At 72.1% G+C, this 21,366-nt stretch carries 24 protein-coding genes; 12 read left to right on the top strand and 12 right to left on the bottom strand.

Going from position 1 to position 21,366, the window contains the following annotated elements; genetic code table 11:
* Positions 1-65 precede the first annotated feature (65 nt).
* Both OG218_RS11865 and OG218_RS11870 read right to left on the bottom strand, forming a co-directional pair.
* On the bottom strand, positions 66-1,268 hold the full coding sequence (locus tag OG218_RS11865) for an ROK family transcriptional regulator (protein ID WP_328293429.1): 1,203 nt from the start codon (positions 1,266-1,268) through the stop codon (positions 66-68).
* A 90-nt stretch (positions 1,269-1,358) separates the two neighbouring features.
* On the bottom strand, positions 1,359-2,186 hold the full coding sequence (locus OG218_RS11870) for an alpha/beta hydrolase (protein ID WP_328293430.1): 828 nt from the start codon (positions 2,184-2,186) through the stop codon (positions 1,359-1,361).
* 88 nt (positions 2,187-2,274) lie between these two features.
* Between OG218_RS11870 and OG218_RS11875 the strand changes: the two genes are divergently transcribed.
* Positions 2,275-2,619 carry an ArsR/SmtB family transcription factor gene (locus tag OG218_RS11875; RefSeq protein ID WP_380160211.1) on the top strand — a complete coding sequence of 115 codons (345 nt, stop codon included), beginning with the start codon at positions 2,275-2,277 and terminating at the stop codon, positions 2,617-2,619.
* The gene (locus OG218_RS11880; protein ID WP_328293432.1) at positions 2,616-3,542 is read left to right on the top strand and encodes a cation diffusion facilitator family transporter; all 927 of its coding nucleotides are present in this window, start codon (positions 2,616-2,618) and stop codon (positions 3,540-3,542) included. The genes OG218_RS11875 and OG218_RS11880 overlap by 4 nt, the downstream gene beginning before the upstream one ends.
* 41 nt (positions 3,543-3,583) lie before the next feature.
* Here the strand turns inward: OG218_RS11880 and OG218_RS11885 are convergent, their stop codons facing one another.
* The 3 genes from OG218_RS11885 to OG218_RS11895 form a co-directional block, all read right to left on the bottom strand.
* Positions 3,584-3,724: a hypothetical protein gene (locus OG218_RS11885; protein WP_328293433.1), complete on the bottom strand. Its 141-nt coding sequence runs from the start codon at positions 3,722-3,724 to the stop codon at positions 3,584-3,586.
* A gap of 183 nt (positions 3,725-3,907) precedes the next feature.
* Complete coding sequence (locus tag OG218_RS11890; RefSeq protein ID WP_328293434.1) at positions 3,908-4,363, bottom strand: hypothetical protein; 456 nt, start codon at positions 4,361-4,363, stop codon at positions 3,908-3,910.
* On the bottom strand, positions 4,360-5,235 hold the full coding sequence (locus tag OG218_RS11895; protein WP_328293435.1) for an RNA polymerase sigma factor: 876 nt from the start codon (positions 5,233-5,235) through the stop codon (positions 4,360-4,362). Before OG218_RS11895 ends, OG218_RS11890 begins: the two co-directional genes overlap by 4 nt.
* 206 nt (positions 5,236-5,441) lie before the next feature.
* Between OG218_RS11895 and OG218_RS11900 the strand changes: the two genes are divergently transcribed.
* Both OG218_RS11900 and OG218_RS11905 read left to right on the top strand, forming a co-directional pair.
* On the top strand, positions 5,442-5,666 hold the full coding sequence (locus OG218_RS11900; protein ID WP_328293436.1) for a hypothetical protein: 225 nt from the start codon (positions 5,442-5,444) through the stop codon (positions 5,664-5,666).
* Positions 5,663-6,010 carry an STAS domain-containing protein gene (locus OG218_RS11905; protein ID WP_328293437.1) on the top strand — a complete coding sequence of 116 codons (348 nt, stop codon included), beginning with the start codon at positions 5,663-5,665 and terminating at the stop codon, positions 6,008-6,010. The genes OG218_RS11900 and OG218_RS11905 overlap by 4 nt, the downstream gene beginning before the upstream one ends.
* A 39-nt stretch (positions 6,011-6,049) precedes the next feature.
* Here OG218_RS11905 and OG218_RS11910 read toward each other — a convergent pair whose 3' ends face one another.
* Positions 6,050-6,931: a TIGR03620 family F420-dependent LLM class oxidoreductase gene (locus OG218_RS11910; protein ID WP_328293438.1), complete on the bottom strand. Its 882-nt coding sequence runs from the start codon at positions 6,929-6,931 to the stop codon at positions 6,050-6,052.
* A gap of 159 nt (positions 6,932-7,090) precedes the next feature.
* Between OG218_RS11910 and OG218_RS11915 the strand changes: the two genes are divergently transcribed.
* The 3 genes from OG218_RS11915 (at position 7,091) to OG218_RS11925 (ending at position 11,340) form a co-directional block, all read left to right on the top strand.
* Positions 7,091-9,331 (top strand): putative bifunctional diguanylate cyclase/phosphodiesterase, encoded by a 2,241-nt coding sequence (locus OG218_RS11915; RefSeq protein WP_328293439.1) that lies wholly within the window; start codon positions 7,091-7,093, stop codon positions 9,329-9,331.
* A gap of 84 nt (positions 9,332-9,415) precedes the next feature.
* Complete coding sequence (locus OG218_RS11920) at positions 9,416-10,882, top strand: gamma-aminobutyraldehyde dehydrogenase (protein ID WP_328293440.1); 1,467 nt, start codon at positions 9,416-9,418, stop codon at positions 10,880-10,882.
* A 101-nt stretch (positions 10,883-10,983) separates the two neighbouring features.
* The gene (locus OG218_RS11925; protein WP_328293441.1) at positions 10,984-11,340 is read left to right on the top strand and encodes a DUF3817 domain-containing protein; all 357 of its coding nucleotides are present in this window, start codon (positions 10,984-10,986) and stop codon (positions 11,338-11,340) included.
* On the opposite strand, the gene OG218_RS11930 is transcribed toward OG218_RS11925, so the two are convergent.
* On the bottom strand, positions 11,285-12,610 hold the full coding sequence (locus OG218_RS11930; protein ID WP_328293442.1) for a reverse transcriptase family protein: 1,326 nt from the start codon (positions 12,608-12,610) through the stop codon (positions 11,285-11,287). The genes OG218_RS11925 and OG218_RS11930 overlap by 56 nt on opposite strands.
* A 217-nt stretch (positions 12,611-12,827) precedes the next feature.
* Entirely contained in the window at positions 12,828-13,016 is a 189-nt protein-coding gene (locus tag OG218_RS11935; protein WP_328293443.1) for a hypothetical protein, read from the bottom strand.
* A gap of 79 nt (positions 13,017-13,095) precedes the next feature.
* Between OG218_RS11935 and OG218_RS11940 the strand changes: the two genes are divergently transcribed.
* From OG218_RS11940 to OG218_RS11950, 3 genes are all read left to right on the top strand, one after another.
* Positions 13,096-14,607 carry an ATP-dependent DNA ligase gene (locus tag OG218_RS11940; protein WP_328293444.1) on the top strand — a complete coding sequence of 504 codons (1,512 nt, stop codon included), beginning with the start codon at positions 13,096-13,098 and terminating at the stop codon, positions 14,605-14,607.
* Between the two features lie 68 nt (positions 14,608-14,675).
* Complete coding sequence (locus OG218_RS11945; protein ID WP_328293445.1) at positions 14,676-15,113, top strand: MarR family winged helix-turn-helix transcriptional regulator; 438 nt, start codon at positions 14,676-14,678, stop codon at positions 15,111-15,113.
* Positions 15,114-15,183: 70 nt separating this feature from the next.
* Positions 15,184-16,608 (top strand): MATE family efflux transporter, encoded by a 1,425-nt coding sequence (locus OG218_RS11950; RefSeq protein WP_328293446.1) that lies wholly within the window; start codon positions 15,184-15,186, stop codon positions 16,606-16,608.
* Between the two features lie 3 nt (positions 16,609-16,611).
* Here OG218_RS11950 and OG218_RS11955 read toward each other — a convergent pair whose 3' ends face one another.
* Positions 16,612-17,193 (bottom strand): nuclease, encoded by a 582-nt coding sequence (locus OG218_RS11955; RefSeq protein ID WP_328293447.1) that lies wholly within the window; start codon positions 17,191-17,193, stop codon positions 16,612-16,614.
* 130 nt (positions 17,194-17,323) lie between these two features.
* Between OG218_RS11955 and OG218_RS11960 the strand changes: the two genes are divergently transcribed.
* On the top strand, positions 17,324-17,965 hold the full coding sequence (locus OG218_RS11960) for an acyl-CoA-like ligand-binding transcription factor (protein WP_328293448.1): 642 nt from the start codon (positions 17,324-17,326) through the stop codon (positions 17,963-17,965).
* A 4-nt stretch (positions 17,966-17,969) separates the two neighbouring features.
* Here the strand turns inward: OG218_RS11960 and OG218_RS11965 are convergent, their stop codons facing one another.
* Entirely contained in the window at positions 17,970-18,746 is a 777-nt protein-coding gene (locus tag OG218_RS11965) for an SDR family NAD(P)-dependent oxidoreductase (RefSeq protein WP_328293449.1), read from the bottom strand.
* A gap of 42 nt (positions 18,747-18,788) precedes the next feature.
* Between OG218_RS11965 and OG218_RS11970 the strand changes: the two genes are divergently transcribed.
* Positions 18,789-19,079, top strand: a complete 291-nt coding sequence (locus OG218_RS11970; RefSeq protein WP_328293450.1) for a DUF1905 domain-containing protein — start codon at positions 18,789-18,791, stop codon at positions 19,077-19,079.
* Positions 19,080-19,526: 447 nt separating this feature from the next.
* Here OG218_RS11970 and OG218_RS11975 read toward each other — a convergent pair whose 3' ends face one another.
* A complete protein-coding gene (locus tag OG218_RS11975) occupies positions 19,527-20,570 on the bottom strand; it encodes a helix-turn-helix domain-containing protein (protein ID WP_328293451.1) in 1,044 nt (347 codons plus the stop codon).
* The gene (locus OG218_RS11980; RefSeq protein ID WP_328293452.1) at positions 20,567-21,334 is read right to left on the bottom strand and encodes a hypothetical protein; all 768 of its coding nucleotides are present in this window, start codon (positions 21,332-21,334) and stop codon (positions 20,567-20,569) included. The genes OG218_RS11975 and OG218_RS11980 overlap by 4 nt, the downstream gene beginning before the upstream one ends.
* Between the last annotated feature and the right edge of the window lie 32 nt (positions 21,335-21,366).

Here is a 21,366-nt window from a genome sequence, read left to right on the forward strand (position 1 = left end):
CGGGGTCGGGATCGAGGTACGGCGACGCGCCACCCCGCGGGACGGGGTGGTCGTGCAGTGGTCCGTCAGGAGCCGGCGGAGCGTTCGCCGGAACGCGCGTCGGGCGCGCCGGCGGAGTCGAACACGTTGTCGCGCAGTCGGGTCACGGCGACGTGCGTCGCTCCCGTGAGCACCGGGTCGTGCAGGATCGTGCCGAGTCGCACGGGGACGGGACGCATCGCCAGGGCGGCGATCTCCCGTTCCACGAGCGCGCGCAGGACCTCGTCACCGGCCTCGGCGACCGGCCCGGAGAAGACGACGACCTCCGGGTCGAGCACCGCGACGACGGCGGCGATCCCGGTGGCGTAGCGGGTCGCGAGCTCGGCGAGGAACTCCCCGCCGGGGGACGCCGCCGCGACGACCTGTTCCGGGCTCCCGCCCGGGACCCCGTGGCGGCGGGCGAGTTCGAGGAGTCCCGGTTCACCGACGGACTGCTCGAACCCCCCGGTGTCCTGGTTCACCTCGCGGACGAGCGGCGCACCCGGGACGGGAAGGTACCCGAGTTCCCCGGCACTACCGGTGGCCCCGCGGTGCAAACGACCTCCGACGACCACGGCCGCGCCGATGCCGCTGGCGGACCAGAGCAGGACGGAGGTTCCCGTGCCCACGGAGGCGCCCTGGTGCAGCTCGGCCAGGGCCAGCAGGTTGACGTCGTTCTCGAACTCGACCCGGCCCTCGAGGAGTTCCCCGAGTTCCGCGAAGACCCCGTCGCGGTGCCAGCCGGGCAGGTGCCGGGCGTGGCGCAGCGTGCGGGTGGCGTTGTCGTAGGCGCCGGGCAGGGCCACGACGGTGTGCGTGATGTCGGTGGCTCCGACACCCGCGGCGGCCAGCGCCCGTTCCCGGGCCCGGCGGAAGAGGTCCACCGCGTCGTCCCCCGTGCGGGGGAGGTCGGCGTCGCCGACATGGTTCCCGAGGAGGTCGACGACGACGGCCCGGGTGGATTCCGGGGTGACGTCGACCGCGAGCGCGAACCCGGCGGTGGGGTTCAGTTCGTAGAGCTGGGCGACCCGCCCCGGGCCGCCGGTGGCGGTCCCCTCGACGGGCAGGACCAGACCGGCGGCCTCGAGCCTCGTGAGCATCTGTGAGGCGGTCGGTTTGGACAACCCGGTGAGGGTGCCGAGTTCGGTGCGGGACAACCGGCCGTGCTCCAGGAGCAGACGCAGGGCCGCACGGTCGTTGATCGCCCGCAGCAGGCGCGGAGTTCCCGGGAGGTCGTCGTGCGTCGCCATGCCGAGGACCTCCCACCCACGTCGGAGCTTGACCGTGCGAGGACGCTAGCAGGGGTTAGGAAAGTTTCCTACCCTTTCCGTGGATGTTCTTCAGCCCGCCAGCTCGGGGGCGTTGCGGAGCCAGGTCACCACCCGGCGGAGGCTGGCATCGAACTCCGGACCCGGCCGGTTCAGGTGCCCGTGCTCCGTCCCCGGTTCGCACACCGACAGCACCGACGTCCCCTGCGCGGCGAGCCGCCGGACGAACTCGTCGGCCGAACCCCGCAGGCCGTCGACCTCGCTGGTGAGGACGAAGGCGGGCGGGAAACCCGTGAGGTCGGCGGTGCCGGGGACGGCGGCGGCGGGCGCCGTCGCGGGGTCCCCACCGACGAAACCGCGGTACATCGCCTCGACGGTGGGCACCGGCCAGCGCTCGTCCTCCGGGAGTCGCTGCACCGCGGCGTCCGCGACCGGGGAGGCGAGCGGTGGGACGGCGTGCAGGGTGGGGTAGGCCAGGAAGACGGCCGCCGGGACGGGTTCTCCGGCCGCGAGCAGGCGCAGCACCGCGCCGGCGACGAGGTTCCCGCCCGCGCTGGCCCCGCCCAACTGGACGCGGTCACGGGCGACCCCCGCCCCGAGGGCGTGCTCCAGGCCCCACCGCCAGGCGGTGAGGACGTCGTCGGAGGGGACGGGGTAGAACGTGCCGGGGCCCGCGAGCCGGTAGCCGACGGCGACGACGAGCACCCCGGCGCAGGCCAGGGCACGGGCCACGGCGTCGGACTCCGGCATGTCGAGGTCCCCTGCGGCGAACCCGCCGCCGTGGACCCAGACGAGCGCCGCGTCGGGGGTGCCGGCCGGTCGGTAGACGCGCAGGTCGACGTCGCCGTGCGGCCCGGGAACCGCCTGCGGGTGTCCGAGCACGGTGTCCTCGATCGTCACGTGGGTTCCTCCGGGGTGCGCAGCGGTGAGCAGTGGTGGGTGCTGCGCAAGCTACCCGTCTCGCCGGGCCCCGTCAGTTCATCCGGCGATGTACTGTCGAGTGGTGATCGCGACGCACGCGCAGGTCCTGGCCCGCTTCGGCCACGCCCTCTCCGACCCCACCCGGTCCCGGCTGCTGCTCGCGCTGCGCGAGGCGCCCGGGTACCCGGCGGAACTCGCGGAACTCCTCGGGGTCTCGCGCCAGTCGCTGTCCAACCACCTCGCCTGCCTGCGCGGGTGCGGCCTCGTCGTGTCCGTGCCGGAGGGACGTCGCGTGCGGTACGAGATCGCCGACGCCCGGATGACGCACGCGCTGGGCGACCTGCTCGGCGTGGTCCTCGCGGTCAACGACGAGGTCTGCCCCGAACACGCCCACGAGGAGGTCGCGTCGTGAGCCACGGCCACGGCCACGGGGGTCACGGGGCGGCCGAGCAGAACCGTCGGAGGCTGGCGGCCGCGCTCGCCGTCACGGCCACCGTCCTCGTCGCGGAGGCGGTCGGGGCGTTCGTCTCGGGCAGCCTCGCCCTGCTGGCCGACGCGGGGCACATGCTCACCGACGTCGCGGGTCTGGTCATCGCCCTCATCGCCGCGACGCTCGCGGCGCGTCCCGCGTCCGCCCAGCGCACCTGGGGTTACCGGCGTGCGGAGGTCCTCGCCGCGACGCTTCAGGCCGCCGCGCTGCTGGCCATCGGCGTCTTCGTCCTCGTCGAAGGGGTCCGACGCCTGCTGGAGCCACCGGAGGTGCACTCCGGCGCGATGCTGACGTTCGGGGTGATCGGCCTGCTGGGCAACGTGATCGCCCTGTGGCTGCTCCTGCGCGGCGGAGGTGAGCGCAACGTCAACGTGCGGGCCGCGATCCTCGAGGTCGTCAACGACGGTCTCGGCTCGGTGGCCGTCATCGTCGCCGCCGGGGTCATCGCCCTCACGGGCTGGACCCGCGCCGACGCCCTGGTGTCGCTGCTCATCGGCGTCCTCATCGTCCCGCGCACGCTGGGTCTGCTGCGGGAGACCACGGCGGTCCTGCTGGAGTCCACCCCGCCGGGACTGGACCTGGAGGACGTGCGCCGGCACCTGCTGGAACTCCCGCACGTGCACGCGGTCCACGACCTGCACGCCAGCCAGATCACCTCGGGCCTGCCGGTGCTGTCCGCGCACGTCGTCCTCGACGAGTCCTGCTTCCGCGACGGTCACGCACCCGAGATCCTCGACCGGCTGCAGGAGTGCGTGGCCGAGCACTTCCCCGTCGCCGTGGAGCACGCGACCTTCCAGCTCGAACCCGTCGGCCACAGCGGTCACGAGACCTCGACGCACGACTGACCGCCGCCGCGCAGCACCGGTGCTGCGCGGCGGCACCGGTCTCAGCGCTTGGTGCCCTTGACGCTGTCGCTGACCGCGTCGGAGGCGCTGCGCGACGCGCTCTTGGCCTTCTTGTCGACGCGCTTCTCCTTGAGGGACTTGCCGGTCTTCTTCGCACTGGTGTTGCGGGGCGACTTGTCCATGGTGCGTCTCCTGTCCACCCGGGGGCCGGGTGTTCGCCGCGGACGGCGGGGTACCGCGTGGCCGTCGACTCCAGCCGTGCGCCCTCCTGCTCGGACCGGGTGACGTACGGGGCTCAGCGCCTCGTGCGGTTCTCGCACAGTACGCGTCCCGGACACCGGCGCCCACCGCCCGGGAAGCCGTGCTCAGAGCATCCGCGGGTCGCGGTGGACGTCCTCGACGTGGACGTGGGTGTGGATCCGGGCGATCTCCGGGGCGAGGACCCCGAGGACCTCCTGCAGCTCCACCAGGGCCCGGGCCCGCACCGCGTCGGCGAGGGTCACCAGGTGCGCTCCGTAGGCGGCGACGAGCCGGATCGTGACCGAGACGAGGACGTCCGACCCGTCCGTCTCGCAGGTGATGTCCGAGGCCGCGGCCTGCGGTTCCGCGTCGACGCTGCGTCGCAGCAGGGCGACGAGCGCGTCCGCGGCGACGAAGAAGTCACCGCCGCCGTGACGACCGCGGACCGGCGCGGAGGGTCGGAAGCTCCGCAGGGCGCGGTCGAGCAGGTCGTCGCGCAGCGCCACCCAGCCGTTCTCGGTGTGGCGGCGGATCAGCCGGGCGCCGAGGTCCTGGAACTCCACCCGGGGTTCGCCGCTCACCGCCAGTCCTCCAACGTGCTCGCGAGGGTCGTCCGCGCGCGGGCGAGGAGGCCCCGGACGACGGTGGGGCCGACGTCCAGGACGATCGCGATCTCCGCGTAGCTCAAACCCTCGACCTCCTTGAGCAGCCAGGCCGAACGTTGCCGCTCGGGGAGCAGGGTCAGCGCGACGTCGACGGCTTCGAGCAACCCGGACTCCACGCTGGTCCGGGCGGGATCGTCTCGCAGGTCCGCGATCCGGTCCAGCACCTCGGCGGGGTCGACGTAGGGCAGCGAGCCGGACTCCGGGACGCGCCGGCCGTGGGCGAAGACCTGTCGCCGGGCGATGGTGAACAGCCAGGTCCGGACGCTGGCCTGACCACGGAACCCGCGCAGGCCCTTCCAGGCCGCGATCAGCGTCTCCTGCAGGCAGTCCTCGACGGCACCGCGGTCGCGCAGCATCCTCGACACGTGGCGGTGCAGCCCCGGGCCGTGCCGGTCGACGAGGACGGCGAAGGCCGCCTTGTCACCGAGCCCGGCCCGGCGGGCCAGTGCCTCGTCGGGCACGCCCTCCAGGTCCCACCCGGACGGGGCCTCGCCCCCGGGTCCACCACTCGTCACGTCCTGCGGTCCTTCCACCGGTCCCCCTCCTGCGGCAGCACGTCCTCCCCCGACCCCGGCGCCCGGGGGTCGGCCGTGCGGAGGTGGGGCACCCGCCCCGATCGCCACTGCCTCCGCGAGCAGGTCGGGGCCGACGGCCCGGGCGCCGTGCTCCTTCGTGCCCTTGACCTCCTTGGTCCCCCACCGGGGTGAGGTCCCGCGGAGCGCACCGGCGTCGAGGACGACGAGAGGTTCCGCGGACTCTCCGGGTCGAGCTGTGGGAACCATCGCCATGCCTCTTCGTGCGCCGGGAACGACTGCGTCGAGGAATGGGACCACCTCCCGAGCCCACGAGCCAGTTGAACTCTTGACTACTAGAAGACCCAGGGAAGTGACGCACGTCACGGTCTCGACGGCGTGACGAACGAGGGGTTCGAGCACTCACAACGTCGACCGGGGTCGTGATCCGCCCCGGGTGCGGCTTCGAAAGGACGACGACGATGTGGGTTCTGCTCTCGCAGGGACTGCGCCGCTGGGTGATCGCCTCCGTGGCGGTACCCCTGGGGATCAGGACGATGGGGGCGATCGCCGGGAGGCTCGAACGTTCCGAGGGCCCGACCGCGTTGTCCCGGGGCCTGCGGGGGGCGTCGGCGTTGGCCGGCCGTCGCAACCGCGCCTCCACGAAGCGGGCTGCGGGCCGTCGTCGGGGGGTCGGCGGCCGGTGAGCTCACGCCAGGACACCACCAGCCCCGGCGACGCGGTGGGCACCCTCCTCGTCGACCCCGTCACGCGGTGCACGACGATCGCTCTGCGCGGCGAGGTGGACGCAGGCCTGGAGGGGGAACTCTCCGCCCTGTGCTCCCGCGTCGTCCTGGACGGGGCCGAGGCCGAGCACGTCGTCGTGGTCGACCTCGGGGCGGTCACGTTCATGGACTCCTCGGGCATCGCCTTCCTGGTGAGGCTCACCCAGCGCATCGCGCCCCGCCGACCGCGCCTGCGGCACGCACCGGACCAGGTGCGCTTCCTGCTGGACGTCACCGGGATCGGGTCCATCCTCGACGTGGACTGAACGCGCCGCGGGGTCCAGGGCGCTCGAAGCCCCGTGGCCTCAGCCGGCGAAGGCCTCCGCGAGCAGGCGGAACTGCTCGCGGGGGAAGTCCCCGCCGCCACCGAGCACCTGCACGGGGACCTCGTCGGCCCCGGCCGCGAACTGCTCCTCGAGGCGCGCGGCGACCTGCTCGACCGTGCCCCAGGGGATGAGGGCGTCGATGGCCCGGTCGCTGCCGCCGTCCAGCAGGTCCGCGTCGCCCCAGCCGAACCTGCGCAGGTTGTTCGTGTAGTTCGGCAGGGCCAGGTACACCGCCGCGTACTCGCGGGCGATCGCCCGCGCCCTCGACGGGTCGGTCTCCAGCACGACGGCCACCTCCGGGGCCAGCAACGGCTCGGGGCCGAGGGCCTCGCGCGCCGACACCGTGTGCTCGACGGTCGTGAAGTACGGGTGGGCCCCGGCCGTCCGGGTCCGCGCCAGGTCCAGCATCTTCGGGCCGAGCGCCGCCAGGACCCGCCGGTCCGCGGGGACCGACGGCGACAGCGCATCGAGCTGGTCGAGGTACTCCACCGTCCGGGTGAACGGCTTCTCGTAGGCCCGCCCCTGCCCCTCGACGGCGGGGGCGTGGGAGTTCCCGAGCCCCAGCAGGAACCGTCCCGGGTGGTCGCGCTCGAGGTCCGCGAACGCCGCGGCGGACTGCGCCGGGGTGGCCGTCCAGATGCTCACGATGCCGCTCGCGACGCCCAGCGAGGTGGTCGCCGACAGCAGTTCACCGAACGCGGGGAGGATCCCCGGTGCGAAGCCGCCGGAGAACCACAGCCGTGCGAACCCCAGCTCCTCGACCTCCGCGGCGACCTCGCGGGCCTCCGCCACGCGGGTCGGGTCCTGCCAGGGGCCGCCGCCCCAGAGGCTCAGCCGGCGGGGGGTCGTGGGTGTGCTCATGTCGGCGCCAACCCCGGGCCCCCCACGGGGTGTTCCCGTCACCCACCGTGTCCACCACCGGGAGTGCACCCCCGATCGGGCGAATGAGTCGGACCCGGGACCCGCCGATACGTCAAGTGGTCCCGGGCCTCTGGGAGCGAGGACGTCCAAGGGGAGCCGATGTCGAAGCGAGCCGCCGCGGTGCTGGCCGTCCTGGGCCTCCTCGGTCTCGCCGTGGCGTTCCTGCCCGACGCGACGGGTCCCGGACCGGCCGATCTCGTCGTCGCCTTCGTCCACGCCGCCGCCCTGCTCGTGACCGCGCTGGGGGTGCGCCGGCACCGGCCGACCCTGCCGCAGGCCTGGGCGGCCGTCCTCGCCCTGGTGACGACCGGCCTCGTCGCCGCCGTCGCCGCCGTCCTGCGTCCGGGCGACCTCGGGGTCGCCCGCTGGGGAGTCGTCGGCGTCCAGGTCGTGGGCCTCGCCCTGGTGCCGTTCGTCGTCCGGACGCTGCGCCGCGAAGGGTCGTCCCGCACGACCTGGCCGGACGTCCTCCTCACCCTCTGCGGCGGCGGACTCGTCGTCGTGCAGGTCCTCGGGATGCTGCACGAGACCGGACTCGGCGACGAACCGGCGGTCCTCATCGGCACGGCCGCCGACGTCGTCCTCGTCGTCGTCCTGCTGCGCATCCTCTCGACCCGCACCGGCATGGCCCCGGCCACCGCGCTCGTGCTGTCCGCCTCCGGTGGGCTGCTCGCGATCGCCTCGTTGGTGACCGCCCGCGGCGACCTGCTCGGCCAGGCACGCGTCCTGCCCGCGCTGGAGTGCCTCGCCATGGTGCTGCTCGCCACCGCCGCCTGGCACCCGAGCATGCGCCACTTCGGCACCCCCCACGCCGGCGGCACCCTGCGCCGCGACGGGCAGCGCCTGCTCACCGTCGTCCCGGTGTTCCTCGCCGTGCCCGTGCTGTGGGGCCTCGGGAACCTGCACGTCCTCCCCGACGTCGCGGTCCAGGTGGTCGCGCCCAGCGGCTACGTCCTCGCCTGCGCCGGCGTCGCCCTCGCCTCGCTCGCGGTGCGCCGCGCCGAACGCAGCGCCGACCGCGACCCCCTCACCGACCTGGTCAACCGCCGGGGTCTGCCCAACGCCACCCGCGAGCTGCAGCAGCGCCTGCGCGGCGAGGACCTGCACCTCTGCCTGGTCGATCTCGACGACTTCAAGCAGATCAACGACACCCGCGGCCACGCCGTCGGCGACGCCCTGCTCGTCGAGGTCTCGCACCGGCTGCAGCGGGCCGTGGGGGTGCGCGGCGTCGTCTCGCGCACCGGTGGCGACGAGTTCATCGTCGTCTGCTGGACCGGGCCCGACGACGAGGAGGGACCGGCCGACCTGATGCTCACGGCCCTCGACGCGCCCTTCGAGTTCAGCGGGCTGCCGTACCAGGTCAGCGCCAGCATCGGCATCGCACCGCTCCCCGCCGGGGTGACCCTCGAGGTCGCGCTCGTCGACGCCGACATCGCGATGTACGCGGCGAAGCAGGCCGGCAAGGGCCGCGCCCAGGTCTACCGGCCCGAACTGCGCGAACGGGTCCTCGGCGGGCTCACCATGCAGCAGGAACTCCGCCGGTTGCTGCTGCACGACGGGTCCCCCGCGGACGTCGGCGAACTGGTCGTCGTGCACCAGCCGATCGTCGAACTCGGTGAGGGGTCGTCCGTGCGCATCGTCGGGGTCGAGGCGCTCGTCCGCTGGCGCCACCCGCGTGCGGGGCTCCTCGTGCCCGACGAGTTCCTCCACCACGCCGAGGCGGCCGGTCTCGGGGCCCGCCTCGACGAGCACGTCGCGACGCGCGCGGTGCGCCACCTCGCGCAGTGGGACGCCCTCGGCGTCCCGCCGCTGCACCTCGCCGTGAACCTCGGGGTCGGCAGCCTGCACCGCCACGGCCTCGCCCGGTGGATGACCACCCTGGCCGCCGCGCACGGCATCGCCCCCGAACGGATCCACCTCGAGATCACCGAGCACGAGGAACTCCCCGACGACCCCCGCATCGCGGAGTCGTTGCGCGAGACCGTCGCCGCGGGGTTCCAGCTCGACCTCGACGACTTCGGCATCGGCTACACCTCGCTGTCCTACATGCGCCGGTTCCCGATCTCGACCGTGAAGCTCGACCGTTCGCTGACGACGCTGGTGACCAGTGGGGACACGTCGCTGCTCGAGGGCATCGCGGCCCTGTGCCGGGCGATGGACCTGCGGATCCTCGCCGAAGGCGTCGAACGCTCCGAGCAGCTCGGACCGTTGCTGGCCCTCGGCGTCCACCGCGCCCAGGGGCACTGGTTCGGGAGCGCCATGGCGGCCGACGACGTCCCCGGTCTCGTGCAGCGCACGCACGCCGAGGACGGCCAGGAGAGCGACGGCGTCCTGATCTGACGGGTCCGTCCCCGACCCGCTCTTCCGCGCGATCCGTCGATCAGGCAGTCTGGCGCCCACGAATCCGCACCCGAGGAGCCTCCCGTGGACGACTTCCAGTACATCGACGGATCCCGCAGGACCGGCAACGGGCAGCAGCTCGTCGTCGAGGACCCCGCCACCGGCGCGGTGATCGCCACGGGCGCCGCCGCGACCGCGGCCGACGTGGCCGAGGCCGTCGCCTCCTCGGCGAGGGCCTTCACCGGATGGTCGCGCAGCACCCCGGCGGCCCGGGCCGAGGTCCTCGCGACGGCCGCCCGACTGCTGGCGGAACGGAGCGAGGAGTTCGCCGCCGCCGAGACCGCGCAGACCGGCAAGACGCTGCGGATGTCGCGCGAGTTCGACGTCCCCGGCAGCGTCGACAACACGGTGTTCTTCGCCGGCGCCGCCCGGGTGCTGGAGGGCAGGGCGGCCGGCGAGTACGACGGCGACCACACCTCCTACGTGCGCCGCGAACCCCTCGGCGTGATCGGGTCGATCGCCCCGTGGAACTACCCGCTGCAGATGGCCGCGTGGAAGGTCCTGCCGGCGCTCGCCGCGGGGAACACCGTCGTCCTGAAGCCCGCCGAGAACACCCCGCTGACGACCCTGCTGTTCGCCGAGGTCTTCAGCGCCGCCGGCCTTCCCGACGGGGTCTTCAACGTCGTCACCGGGACCGGGCCGGAGGCCGGGGAGGCCCTGGTCGGCGACCCGCGGGTCGCCATGAGCTCGTTCACCGGTTCCACCGCGGTGGGGCGACGGGTCATGGAGGTGGCCTCGCGCACCGGGAAGCGCGTCCACCTCGAACTCGGCGGCAAGGCGCCGTTCGTCGTGTTCGACGACGCCGACCTCGAGGCCGCCGCCCAGGGAGCGGTCGCGGCCTCCCTCGTCAACGCGGGCCAGGACTGCACCGCGGCCACCCGCGCCTACGTGCAGCGGCCGTTGTTCGACGACTTCGTGGCCCGGACCGCGGAACTCATGGCCGGGGTCCGCGTCGGGTCCCCGACGGACCCCGCCACCGACATGGGCTCGCTCATCCACGTCCGCCAGCGCGACAAGGTCGCCGGGATGGTCGAGCGGGCCGTCGACGCGGGGGCGAAGGTCGTGACCGGGGGCCACGCGCCGTCCGGTCCGGGTGCGTTCTACTCCCCCACGCTGCTGGTGGGCGCGGCGCAGGACTCCGAGATCGTGCAGGAGGAGGTGTTCGGTCCGGTGCTGGTCGCCCTGCCCTTCGACACCGACGACGAGGGCCTCGCCCTCGCCAACGACACGCCCTTCGGGCTGGCGGCCTCGGCCTGGACGCAGAACGTCTACCGCTCGATGCGGGCCAGCGCGGAACTGCGCGCCGGGTGCGTGTGGATCAACGACCACATCCCGATCATCAGCGAGATGCCGCACGGTGGGGTGAAGGCGTCGGGCTTCGGCAAGGACATGTCCACCTACTCCCTCGACGAGTACACGGCCGTCAAGCACGTGATGTTCGACCGCACCGGCACCGCCCGCAAGGAGTGGCACCGGACCGTCTTCTCCTGACCGGGCCGCTCGGGGTGAGGGATCACACACCGGGGGCGGTCCGAGGGTCTCCTACGGGGCGTCAGACTTGGGGGAACGACCCCGCCAGGAGGAGGACCCCCATGACGTCCGGGCCGCTCGCCGCCCGTTGGTTCCGCGTGATCGCGACCTTCGAGGCGATCTCGTGGACCGCGCTGCTCGTCGCGATGTTCCTGAAGTGGATCGTGAAGGCCCCGCACGAGGGTGGTGTCCCGGTGGTCGGGATGATCCACGGCGTGGGTTTCGTGATCTACCTGCTGTCCACGGTGTGGGCCGCTCGCCGGCTGGGGTGGGGTCTGCGGGTCACGCTCCTGGGGTTCGTCGCGGGGTTCCCGCCCTTCGGGACGATCGTCTTCGAACGCTGGCTCGTCCGGCACGGCCTGCTCACCACGGGATCCGCTCGAAGCTCCGACGCAGTCGGTTCCCCTTCGCGGGGTTGACGAACTCGACCCGGCTGACGCGCCCCTCCAGGTGGGCGCGGAAGTCGGGGTGCGCGGCCCGGTTCTGCGACGCCGGGCCGTGCACGACGCAGTTGTGCAGGACGGCCTTCAACCGGTCGAACTCGTCGCGCGGGACGTTCGGGTGGTCGTTGACGACGAGCCCGGTCACCAGTTGCCGGGCGCCCCGGCCGCGGGTGCGGGTCTTCGCCGGGTTCAGGACGAAACCCTCGTCGGCGACGATGCGGCTCACCGAACGCGCCAACGTCGCCGGGTCGAGCCCGGTCGTGGAGGAGAACGTCAGGTCGTCGGCGTAGCGGGTGAACGTCGCCCCGACCGCGCGCGCCAACCCGTCCAACCGCCGGTCCACCGCGTGCGCGCAGAGGTTCGCCAACGCGGGCGAGGTCGGCGCCCCCTGCGGGAGGTGCGCTTCGGAGAGGTTGCGCCGCAATCGGAACCGCGCGTCAGCGGCCCCGCCGTCGGGCATCGTGCGCAGGACGGTCAACGGGGTCACGTGGGTCGTGAGTCCGGTGAGGACGTGGGCGACGGGTTCGGCGTAGCCCATCAGCCGGAACCTGCCGTAGACCCGCGACGCCGGGACGCAGGCGAAGAAACCCTCCAGGTCGAACCGCACGACCGTGCGGGCCTGGACGTGGTCCCACGCCCCGGTCAGCGCGGACCGTCCGGGGACGAACCCGTGGGCGACGTCGTGGGCGGGCACCCGGTCGAGGACCTCGCGCAGGACCCGCCTCTGCAGGTGCTTCAGCCGGGGTTTCGGCGCCTCCAGCAGCCGCGGGACGCCGCGTTTCGCGGTCCACGCGGACCGGTAGTGGTGCAGCGCCCGGCCGGCGGTCCGGACCTGGTAGCGCCGCAGGTCCGCGAACCAGTCGAGGTGTTCCGGTTCGACCTCGAGGAACTCCGCGACGTCGAGGACGGTGTGCAGTTCGGGGACACCGAACCGGTTGCCGCGCATGCGGGTCGTCCCGACCGCCAGGTGCGCCATCCGCAGCGGGGCCCCGCGCCTCGCGGCGGCGCGCTTCGCGCTCCCGTACGCGGTGCTGCGCAGGATGCAGGCGTGGAGTTCCCGCGGCGCGTCGTGCGGCGGCCGGTGGAACTGCGCGAGGACCGCGGCGGCGACCTTCGCGACCCATCCCGCCCTCGGCGACCCGACGGCGGCCCGACCGCGGTGCGTGAGGCCCTCGGGGGTCCAGGGTCCGTCGAGGAACGCGGCCGCCAGGGCGACGACGACGGCATCGGCGGAACGGTCGGTCATGCGTGCGCGCGGTGGTGCCGGGCGACCGGTCCTGTGCTGCGGGGACGAGGGCGCGCGGAGCGCGCTGACGTCCCTGCGACGTCGTGCCGAACCTCTCGTGCTGTCCCCGGGGTGACCCCGGAGCTGCTCGACCGGCGTCGGTGCACCGACGCTCGACGAGCCCTCTCGCCCCGGCACCACCGCACCCGGACACGATCACACACGGCCGGGCGTCCTGTCAGTCCCTCGGGTCCCGCCCCCGGTCGGCGTCGCGGTGGCCGTCCCGCACGCCGGCGCGAACGACCCGGTAGACGAGGTAGACCACCACCGCCAGCACGATCAGCCCCAGGAGCGGGAAGGCGATGAGGACGGCCGGGTGGTCGACCAGGTTGCGGAACACGTGCACCTCCGGGGTGGGCAAGATCACCGACCCTGCCACGGATCGGTGCGGACCGGAAGGCACCCTCGGGAGGGCCGTCCCGCGGGGCCGAGGGCAGGATGATCCCGTGCTGCTCGCCGACGTCGTCGCCACCTCGACCACCGTCGCCGCCACCCGCTCGCGGACGGCGAAGGTCGCCGCTCTCGCCGACCTGCTGGGACGGCTGGACCGCGACGACACCGACCGGGCCGCCGTGGTCGCCTCCTACCTCGGGGGCAGCCTGCGCCAGCGCAGGACGGGTCTGGGGTGGCGCGGGCTCAGCGCTCTCCCCGATCCGGCCGAGGCGGCGTCGCTGACCGTCGACGACGTGCACCACCGCTTCGAGGGCATCTCGGCCCTGGGCGGGGCCGGTTCCGCGGCGAAGCGTGCCGCCGCCGTCGACGACCTCTTCGCCCGGGCGACCGCCGACGAGCAGCGCTGGCTCCGGGGCGTCGTGACCGGGGAACTGCGCCAGGGGGCGCTGGACGCGCTGGTCCAGGACGCCGCGGCGGTCGTCGCCGGAGTTCCCGGACCGGACGTGCGGCGTGCGGCGATGCTGGCGGGTTCGACCGTCGACGCCGTCGTCGCCGCCCTGCACGGCGGTGCCGGGGAACTCGCCGGTTTCCGGCTGCACGTCGGCCGGCCCCTGCTGCCGATGCTCGCCTCGAGCGCGACGTCGGTCGCCGAAGCGGTCGGGGGTCTCACCGGCGAGGTGGCGGTGGACACCAAGCTGGACGGCATCCGGATCCAGGTGCACCGCGGTCCCGAGGGGATCCGGATCGCGACCAGGACGTTGGACGACATCACCACCCGGTTGCCGGAGATCGTCGAGATCGTCCGGGAACTCCCCGCGCGCGAGTTCGTGCTCGACGGCGAGGCCCTCGCCCTCGACGACGACGGCCGGCCGAAGGCGTTCCAGGACACCGCGTCCCGGACCGCTCAGACGTCGGGGACGATCGTCACCCCGTACTTCTTCGACGTGCTGCACCTCGACGGCGTCGACCTCCTCGACGTCCCGCTGCGCGAGCGGCTCGACGCCCTCGACGGTCTCGTCCCGCCACGCTGGCGGGTTCCCCGCCTGGTGACCGCCGATGCGGAGGCGGCGAGCGGGTTCGCGGACGACGTCGTCGCCGCGGGTCACGAGGGCGTGGTGGTGAAGGACCTCGACTCCGTCTACGCGGCGGGTCGCCGCGGGGGCGCCTGGGTGAAGGTGAAACCCGTCCACACCCTCGACCTCGTGGTGCTGGCCGTCGAGAAGGGTTCCGGCCGCCGCTCGGGGTGGCTCTCGAACATCCACCTCGGTGCCCGCGACCCGGAGACCGGCGGTTTCGTCATGCTGGGCAAGACGTTCAAGGGCATGACCGACGAGATGCTCAGCTGGCAGACCGCCCGGTTCCGGGAACTGCAGACGGACGACCAGGGGTACGTCGTGACCGTCCGCCCCGAGCAGGTCGTCGAGATCGCCTTCGACGGCCTGCAGCGCTCGACGCGCTACCCCGGCGGGGTGGCCCTGCGCTTCGCTCGGGTGGTCCGCTACCGCGACGACAAGACGGCGGACGAGGCCGACACCCTGGAGACGGTCCTGAAGCTCGCGCGCTGACCGGCGAGGAGGTGGTCCGATCAGTTCGAGGGTTGACGGTCAGGGCTCTAACAGTTAGCGTTCTGACCATGGACGCACCCGAGCTCACCAGCACCCTCGACCTGGTCCGCTGGATCGGGTGGGCTCAGCGCAAGGCGGGCGAGGACTGGATCCGCTCCCGCGAGGTCAGCCGCGAACAGGCCTTCGTGCTCGGCTACCTCACCCAGAACCCCGGGGCGATCCAGCGCGACCTCGCGGAGATCACCCGGACCAGTGCCGCGAGCGTCTCGAGCCTGCTCAAGGGACTCGAGGCCCGCGGTCTCGTCGAGCGACGCACGGCGCCCGGCGACGAACGCAGCAAGCGCGCCTTCGTCACCCCGGCCGGCTCCGAGGTGATCGCGGGCTTCGACACCGCCATGGCCGCGGCCGACGAGACGATCCTCGCCCCGCTCGACCCGGCCGAGCGGGACGCCCTGCACGCCCTGCTCGCCAAGATCACCGCCGACCTGGAACGTCCCTCCCGCTAGTCCCCCACCTCCTGCGACGCGCCCACCCCGGTCGGCGTGCGCTCCACCCTGCCCGGAAACGGAGCCCGCCGTGAACCCACCCGACACCTCCCCGGAGGTGGGCACCAACCGCTGGTACCTCACCTCCGCCCCGATCGTCAGCGCGCTCCTGCACCTGTGCGTGCCGATGGCCGCCGCGCTGATCGTCGGCGCGCTCTACAACGTCGTGAACGCCGGTTTCATCGGCGCCCAGCACGACACCGCCCTGCTCGCCGCGGTCACCCTCGGATCGCCGATCCTCGGTCTGGTCATGGCCGTCGGGAACGTCTTCGGCGTCGGCGGCGGGACGCTCGTGTCCCGCCTGCTCGGTGCGGCCGAGAACGATCCCACCCAGGCCGCCGGGATCAGGCGCGCGTCGTCCTTCGCCCTCTGGGGTTCCGTCGTCGTCGGGATCGTCGTCGCCGTCCTCGGACTGCTGCTGCTGCACCCTCTGGTGACCCTGCTCGGCGCCGACGCGACCGCCCTGCACGCGACGCGTGAATTCGTGGCCGTCCTGCTCGCGTTCGTTCCCGTGCTCGCCGCGGCGATGTGCCTGGAACAACTCGTCCGGGCCGAGGGCGCCTCCCGCACCGTCATGGTGGGGCTCATCGCCTCAACCGTCGCGAACGTCGCCTTCGACGCCCTGTTCATCCTCGTCCTGCACCGGGGCGTGGCCGGGGCCGCCCTCGCGACCGGCCTCGCGAACCTCGTCACGGTCGTGTACTTCGCGATCTGGCTCACCCGCAACAGCGACCACGTCAGCCTCGCCCCGAAGTGGTTCACCCTCGCCGGTGACGTCGTGAGACCCGTTCTGGGGGTGGGGGTCGGGGAACTCCTGCAGGCGGCGTTCCTCATCGTCACGTCGCTGGTCCTGAACAACCTCGCCGCGAACTACGGTGACGGCCCACTGGCCGCCATGGGCGTCGCGGTCCGCATCGCCCAGGTGCCGGAGTTCCTCGTCATGGGCGTCACCCTCGGCGTCCTGCCGTTGCTCGCCCACTCCTTCGGCCGGGGCGACCGGAACCGGTTGTTCGCGGCGGTGCGGGGTTCCGCGGTGACGGTCGGCGGGATCGCGCTGGTCTTCGCGGTGACGGTGTTCGTCCTGCGCGACCAGGTGTTCTCCGCGTTCGTGTCCGACCGCTCGGTCCTCTCGATCGGCGCCACGATCATCACCGCCCAGCTGGTCGCGATGGTCGCCAACGGGTTCACCGGGCTCATCACGTCGCTGTTCCAGGCGACGGGCAAGGCCGTGCCCGCGACGGTCATGTCGCTGACGCAGGGCGTCCTGTTCGTCCCGACCGTGATCCTGTTCCACGTCTGGTTCGGGCTGAGCGGGATCGTCTGGGCGCTGACCGTCACCGAGATCGCGGTGCTGCTGGCCGGGGTCGTGCTGTGGTTCGTGTTCCGCGCCTCGATCGAGCGCGGCCTCGCCGAGGGCAGCCCGGAACGGGCCGAGGCCGACCTCGACGAGGGGTGAACCTCAGAGGTAGCGCAACGGGTCGAAGTCCGCGAGGGGGATGATCCGGACCCGCGGCAGCACGACGTTGAACGCGCGGACGTCGTCCTCGAGGTCGAAGACCTTCAGCCCGCGCTCGTGCAGCCCGGCGTACTGGGAGTTCATGAACTCCCGGAACCCGACCATCCCGACGAGGCGGTCGCCGGTGAGCAGCCGGTCGATCTGGGGCAGGAAGTCGACGTCGTGGCTGCCGAGCAGCACGTCGCCGTCGCGGTCGACGAGGGCGTCCAGCGTGCGCTGGATGCCGATGTCGACGACCTTCTCGCCCGGGCCGCCGGCCAGCGGGATCGGCTGGTAGCCCAGCGCCAGCAGGGCCTGCACGAAGGACATCGGCAGGTGCCCGGAGGAGGCGTTGAGGAAGAACAGACCCTTGGCGGGCTGCTGGAACGTGGTGCGCGCGAAGTCCATCAGCCGCTCCCAGCGCGGCCGCTGCTCCGGGGCCGGCCGTCCCTCGAGGATCGACGCACCCAGCGTCGCGTCGATGTTCTCGCCGTCAACGACCACGTAGGTCGTCCGCTCCGCCGCACCGGTCGTCACAGTCACCACGGTGCGAGGTTATGGCATCGACGGCTCCCGCGGTCCCGAGCGTGGTCGACACCTGTCGGTGACCGCCCGTCCGGTGGACAGCTCCCCCGGAGTGGCTCTGGGCGCAGGTGCTTGTGGCACGCTGTCGGACGTGAGTGAGCAACAGGTGGAGACCCCCGCCCCACGCCGCGGACGCCCTCCGGCCTCCTCCCGCGAGGAGATCGAGACCGTCGCGGTGGAGTTGTTCCTGCGCAAGGGTTTCGAGGAGACGACCCTGGCGGAGATCACCGCCGGGGCCGGAGTGAGCAAGACGAGCTTCTTCCGGTACTTCCCCTCGAAAGCCTCGATCGTCTGGTGGCGCTTCGACGAGTACACCGAAGGTTTCGCCGGGCTGCTCGACGAGGCGGCCGCCCGCGAGGACGCGACCCTCGACCTCGTCCGGGGGGCCGTCCTCGGCGCCCTGTACCGGGTGATCGACGGCCAGGGCATGTGGATGCAGCGCTTCCGGGTCATCGACGAGTCCACCGAACTGCGTTCCGGGGAGTCGGAACAGTGGGCGCACTGGCGCGAGCACGTCGCCTCGTTCGTGGCCCGCCGCCACGACCTGGCCGTCCTCGACATCGCCCCGCAGGCCGTCGCGGGGGCCGTGCACGCGGCCTACCTCTCGGTGCTGCGCCGCTGGCTGGCCGTCGAGCACCCCACCGAGGAGCTGGTGCCCGAGCTCGACCGGGACCTGCAGCCGCTCTGCACCGTCCTGCAGGGGTGGCTGGACGGGACCGCGACGCCGTCCTGAGGACTCACAGGATCGTGTAGCCCCCGTCGACGACCAGGGTCTGACCGACGACGTAGCTCGACGCCGAGCTCGCGAGGAACGCCACGGCGTTCGCGACGTCCTCGGGTCGGCCGAGGTCGCCGGCGGGGATGCGGGAGCGCCACTCCGCGGCGCGCTCGGGCAGGTTCTCCACGTCCCAGCGGGTCATCTCGGTCCGGACGTAGCCCGGCGAGACGGCGTTGACCCGCACCCCGAACCCGATCCACTCCAGCGCGAGCGAGCGCATCAGGGACTCGACCGCGGCCTTCGACGCGTTGTAGGCGCTCTGGCGCTGCGGGACGTTGACGATCCGTCCGGAGATCGACCCCACGACGACGACGCTGCCGCCCCGGTCGGCGTCCCGGCACGTCCGCGCGAAGGCCTGGGCCACGAGCAGCGTCCCCGTCACGTTGACGGCCATGACCTGCTCGAGCCGTTCCCGGGTGACGTCGAAGGCGTCGTCGTTGCCGGGGATCCCGGCCGCCGTCACCAGCACCGTCGCGACACCGAGGGTGGCGCTCACCTCGGCGACCGCGGCCGTCACGGCGTCGGGGTCGGTGATGTCGACCGCCACCCCGAGGGCGGCGACCCCGTGCTCGGTCGCGAGACGCGCCGCCGCGTCGGCCACCTCGGGACGCAGGTCCAGCAGCGCCACCGACGCCCCCGACCGCGCCAGCCGCTGCGCGCACGCGAAGCCGATGCCGCGTCCCCCGCCGGTGACGATCGCCACGCGACCCGCCAGGTCCCCCAGGAAGTCCTCCACACCCCGATCCTGCCGGAACTCCCGGTCGGGGAGGATGCGGGCATGGAGTTCGGGTTCTCGGCGCGGTCGAGGCGGTGGGAGGCGCGGACGGAGCTGTGGGTGTTCGTGAGCCTGCCGGGAGAGCTGAGCGAGGAGGTCCGGGACGTCCCGCGACCGCGGTCCGGTTTCGGCGCCGTCCCCGTCCGGGTCACCTGCGGCCGCTCCACGTGGACGACGTCGATCTTCCCCGGCGTCACCGAGACCTACGTGCTGCCCGTGAAGAAGGCTGTCCGCACGAAGGAGGGGCTCGAGCTCGACGACCTGGCCGAGTTCCGCCTGGAAGTGCTGGGCTAACGGCGTTCCAGCAGCGTGACGACCTCGACGTGCTGGGTCTGCGGGCACAGGTTCACCCCCTCCAGGGAGTGGACATGGGCCGCGTCCGAATGGGTTGCCTGCCGAGCTGGGTGCCTGCCTCGTGCCCCGTGCGTCCGCCGCTTCTCCCAGGCACCCAAGACGCTGGTGCGGCGGCCCGGGGACAGGTGTGCCTACCGCTGGATGGGAGTGGCCGGTTGTCGCTGCACTTCGTACAGCGGGGCTCTCCCTCCTGCACCAGCAACGACGCGGCCGTGTGCGAGCACGTGTGCGGCAGCCGATACCGGCCCTCGACGAACGCCACATGCTCGTCGAGGTTCACGACGAGATGTTCAAGGGATTGGACACGCGCGTCGACGGCAATCCCGTCAGAGCCGACGCCGAGGGCGCCCCCACCTGATCACGTCGGATGGGGACGCACCTCTGTACTCAGACTGCCTGCAGCCGTGTCCGTGGATGCACGAAGGGCCGGGCTCCCTCGTGCCCACGGGCACCGGTCAACTGCCCGATCTTGTCGTCACTGAGCCCAGCTTCGCGGAGGCGGTCTCCTATGGATGCCACCAGCGCTGGCTGTTCATCGGGAAGACGATCCGCTCCAGGTTCTTGTCGCTTCCAGCCTCGCGCATTCATCATCTTGAAGAATTGGGTCTGATCTTCACGGGTGGCCAACTTGAGTGCAACAGCCCTCATGAACAGGGCCTGCATGGAAACACCCCACTCCACCTTCAACTCGAGCAGGCGCGGGATTGACTGGTTCCTCAGTGGCGATTTGATCAGGTGCTCGGGCATCAGGAACTCGCCAGCGAAAGCATCGGCTTGCTTCTCCATGTCCTCATCAACGTACTGGGAATGCAGTACGAGGTGGCCCAGTTCGTGCGCCAAAGTCCATCTGCGGCGATCAGTCGGAAGACCCTCGTTGATGAGTACGACAGGGTTCGCTGCCGCCCACTGACACGCCCCATCGATGCGCTGAGTCCCGAAGTCCTGCTGCATCACGAGGATGCCAGCGGCCTCCAGCCATCGGGTGAGGTTGCGAACAGGGCCTATCGGCATCCGCCACTGAGCTCTGACCATTCTGGCTGCTTGTTCAGGCGCTGTATCGATCGGGTCGAACGATGGAACCTGATTCTCAGCATCGATGGACACCCGCGCCAGGAGAAACGCCGAACGCATGCGAAGCATGTTCAGTTGCGCCTCGAGACGTTTCCAGTCCGACGCCTTGACCGTCTTCTGTCGACGCATGTGAGCATCGGCCGCGATAGCACCCTGCAGTTTGAACGGGTGCTTGAGGAACGGCACGGAAACTCCGAGGGCGGCGCCGAGTTTCTCAAGCATCGCTTCGTCGGGCTCCCGTTCGTTGTGCTCGTAGCGTGAGAGCGTGGCTTGCGTCACACCCAACTGCTCGCACAGGTCGTCCTGCGTCAATCCAAGCGCCCGGCGAACCGTGAGGATGACGTCGCCGGTCTGCCTCATGATCCAGTCGCCTCCCCGTCTTCTTCGCCAGTCTCGTCCAGGATGTCGCTGAGGTCGATCGAGGGCAGCTGCGGGTCGATCGAGTTCCAGGTGATACCAGCGGTGCCAGCGACGGGCGGGTTCAACGTGATCGCCCAGAGGGGGTTGTCCTTGCCGTCGCGAAAGGACAGTACGGTGTCGCCGATCTGCCGCAGTTCGGCGTCCCACAGGTACCCCATCGCCAGGCTGACGAGTTCGAGACCGGGCAACGTCACCCGGTTCGTCCAGTAAGCAAGTGCGCCCTCGGTGGCGTAGGTGGCGATCTTGTCGCCAGGACGGTGCCGCTTGAAGCGAACGGTGTAGCGACCGTGACATTCGATCTCGCGTCGAGGTTCCTTGTCGACGATCTGCAGGCCGGGCAGGTCGTCGACGCGCTGGACCATCTCCGCCCACATGCGCTCGTGGATGAAGTTTCCCAGGAATCGCTCAGTGAAGGTCGGGAACCAGCTCGAGCGCCAGCCTCGGAAGTCCTGAAGATCGTCGCGAGTGACGTCCATCGCCTCCAGGAAGGCCTGAACGAACTTGTCTCCGAGGTCGGCCAGCACCTCATCGGGACCCGGGTGCGAATTCATACCAGAAAAAATACCACCCAGCGCCCTGTCGAACAAGCGTTCGTAGGCCGCCGCGAGCGCAAGGTGTTGAGCTTCGGCGCTGTCCGCGGCCGGCCGGCGTCGGCTCGACTGGATCGGCAGGTCGTCGTCTCCGAACCACTGCGTGGCGAGCAAGCCCTCAGTGTCGAGGTAGGGGTAGGCGGTTC

It is taken from the genome of Kineococcus sp. NBC_00420 (genome assembly GCF_036021035.1).
In the GTDB taxonomy this organism is placed as follows: Bacteria; Actinomycetota; Actinomycetes; order Actinomycetales; family Kineococcaceae; genus Kineococcus.

Bases quoted from the DNA above. Each gene is read 5' to 3' on its own strand.
- OG218_RS11885 (WP_328293433.1), bottom strand. From the start codon at position 3,724: ATGGACAAGTCGCCCCGCAACACCAGTGCGAAGAAGACCGGCAAGTCC.
- OG218_RS11930 (WP_328293442.1), bottom strand. From the start codon at position 12,610: ATGACCGACCGTTCCGCCGATGCCGTCGTCGTCGCCCTGGCGGCCGCG.
- OG218_RS11915 (WP_328293439.1), top strand. From the start codon at position 7,091: ATGTCGAAGCGAGCCGCCGCGGTGCTGGCCGTCCTGGGCCTCCTCGGT.
- OG218_RS11895 (WP_328293435.1), bottom strand. From the start codon at position 5,235: ATGGCGATGGTTCCCACAGCTCGACCCGGAGAGTCCGCGGAACCTCTC.
- OG218_RS11910 (WP_328293438.1), bottom strand. From the start codon at position 6,931: ATGAGCACACCCACGACCCCCCGCCGGCTGAGCCTCTGGGGCGGCGGC.
- OG218_RS11900 (WP_328293436.1), top strand. From the start codon at position 5,442: ATGTGGGTTCTGCTCTCGCAGGGACTGCGCCGCTGGGTGATCGCCTCC.
- OG218_RS11970 (WP_328293450.1), top strand. From the start codon at position 18,789: ATGGAGTTCGGGTTCTCGGCGCGGTCGAGGCGGTGGGAGGCGCGGACG.
- OG218_RS11975 (WP_328293451.1), bottom strand. From the start codon at position 20,570: ATGAGGCAGACCGGCGACGTCATCCTCACGGTTCGCCGGGCGCTTGGA.
- OG218_RS11875 (WP_380160211.1), top strand. From the start codon at position 2,275: ATGTACTGTCGAGTGGTGATCGCGACGCACGCGCAGGTCCTGGCCCGC.
- OG218_RS11925 (WP_328293441.1), top strand. From the start codon at position 10,984: ATGACGTCCGGGCCGCTCGCCGCCCGTTGGTTCCGCGTGATCGCGACC.
- OG218_RS11865 (WP_328293429.1), bottom strand. From the start codon at position 1,268: ATGGCGACGCACGACGACCTCCCGGGAACTCCGCGCCTGCTGCGGGCG.
- OG218_RS11945 (WP_328293445.1), top strand. From the start codon at position 14,676: ATGGACGCACCCGAGCTCACCAGCACCCTCGACCTGGTCCGCTGGATC.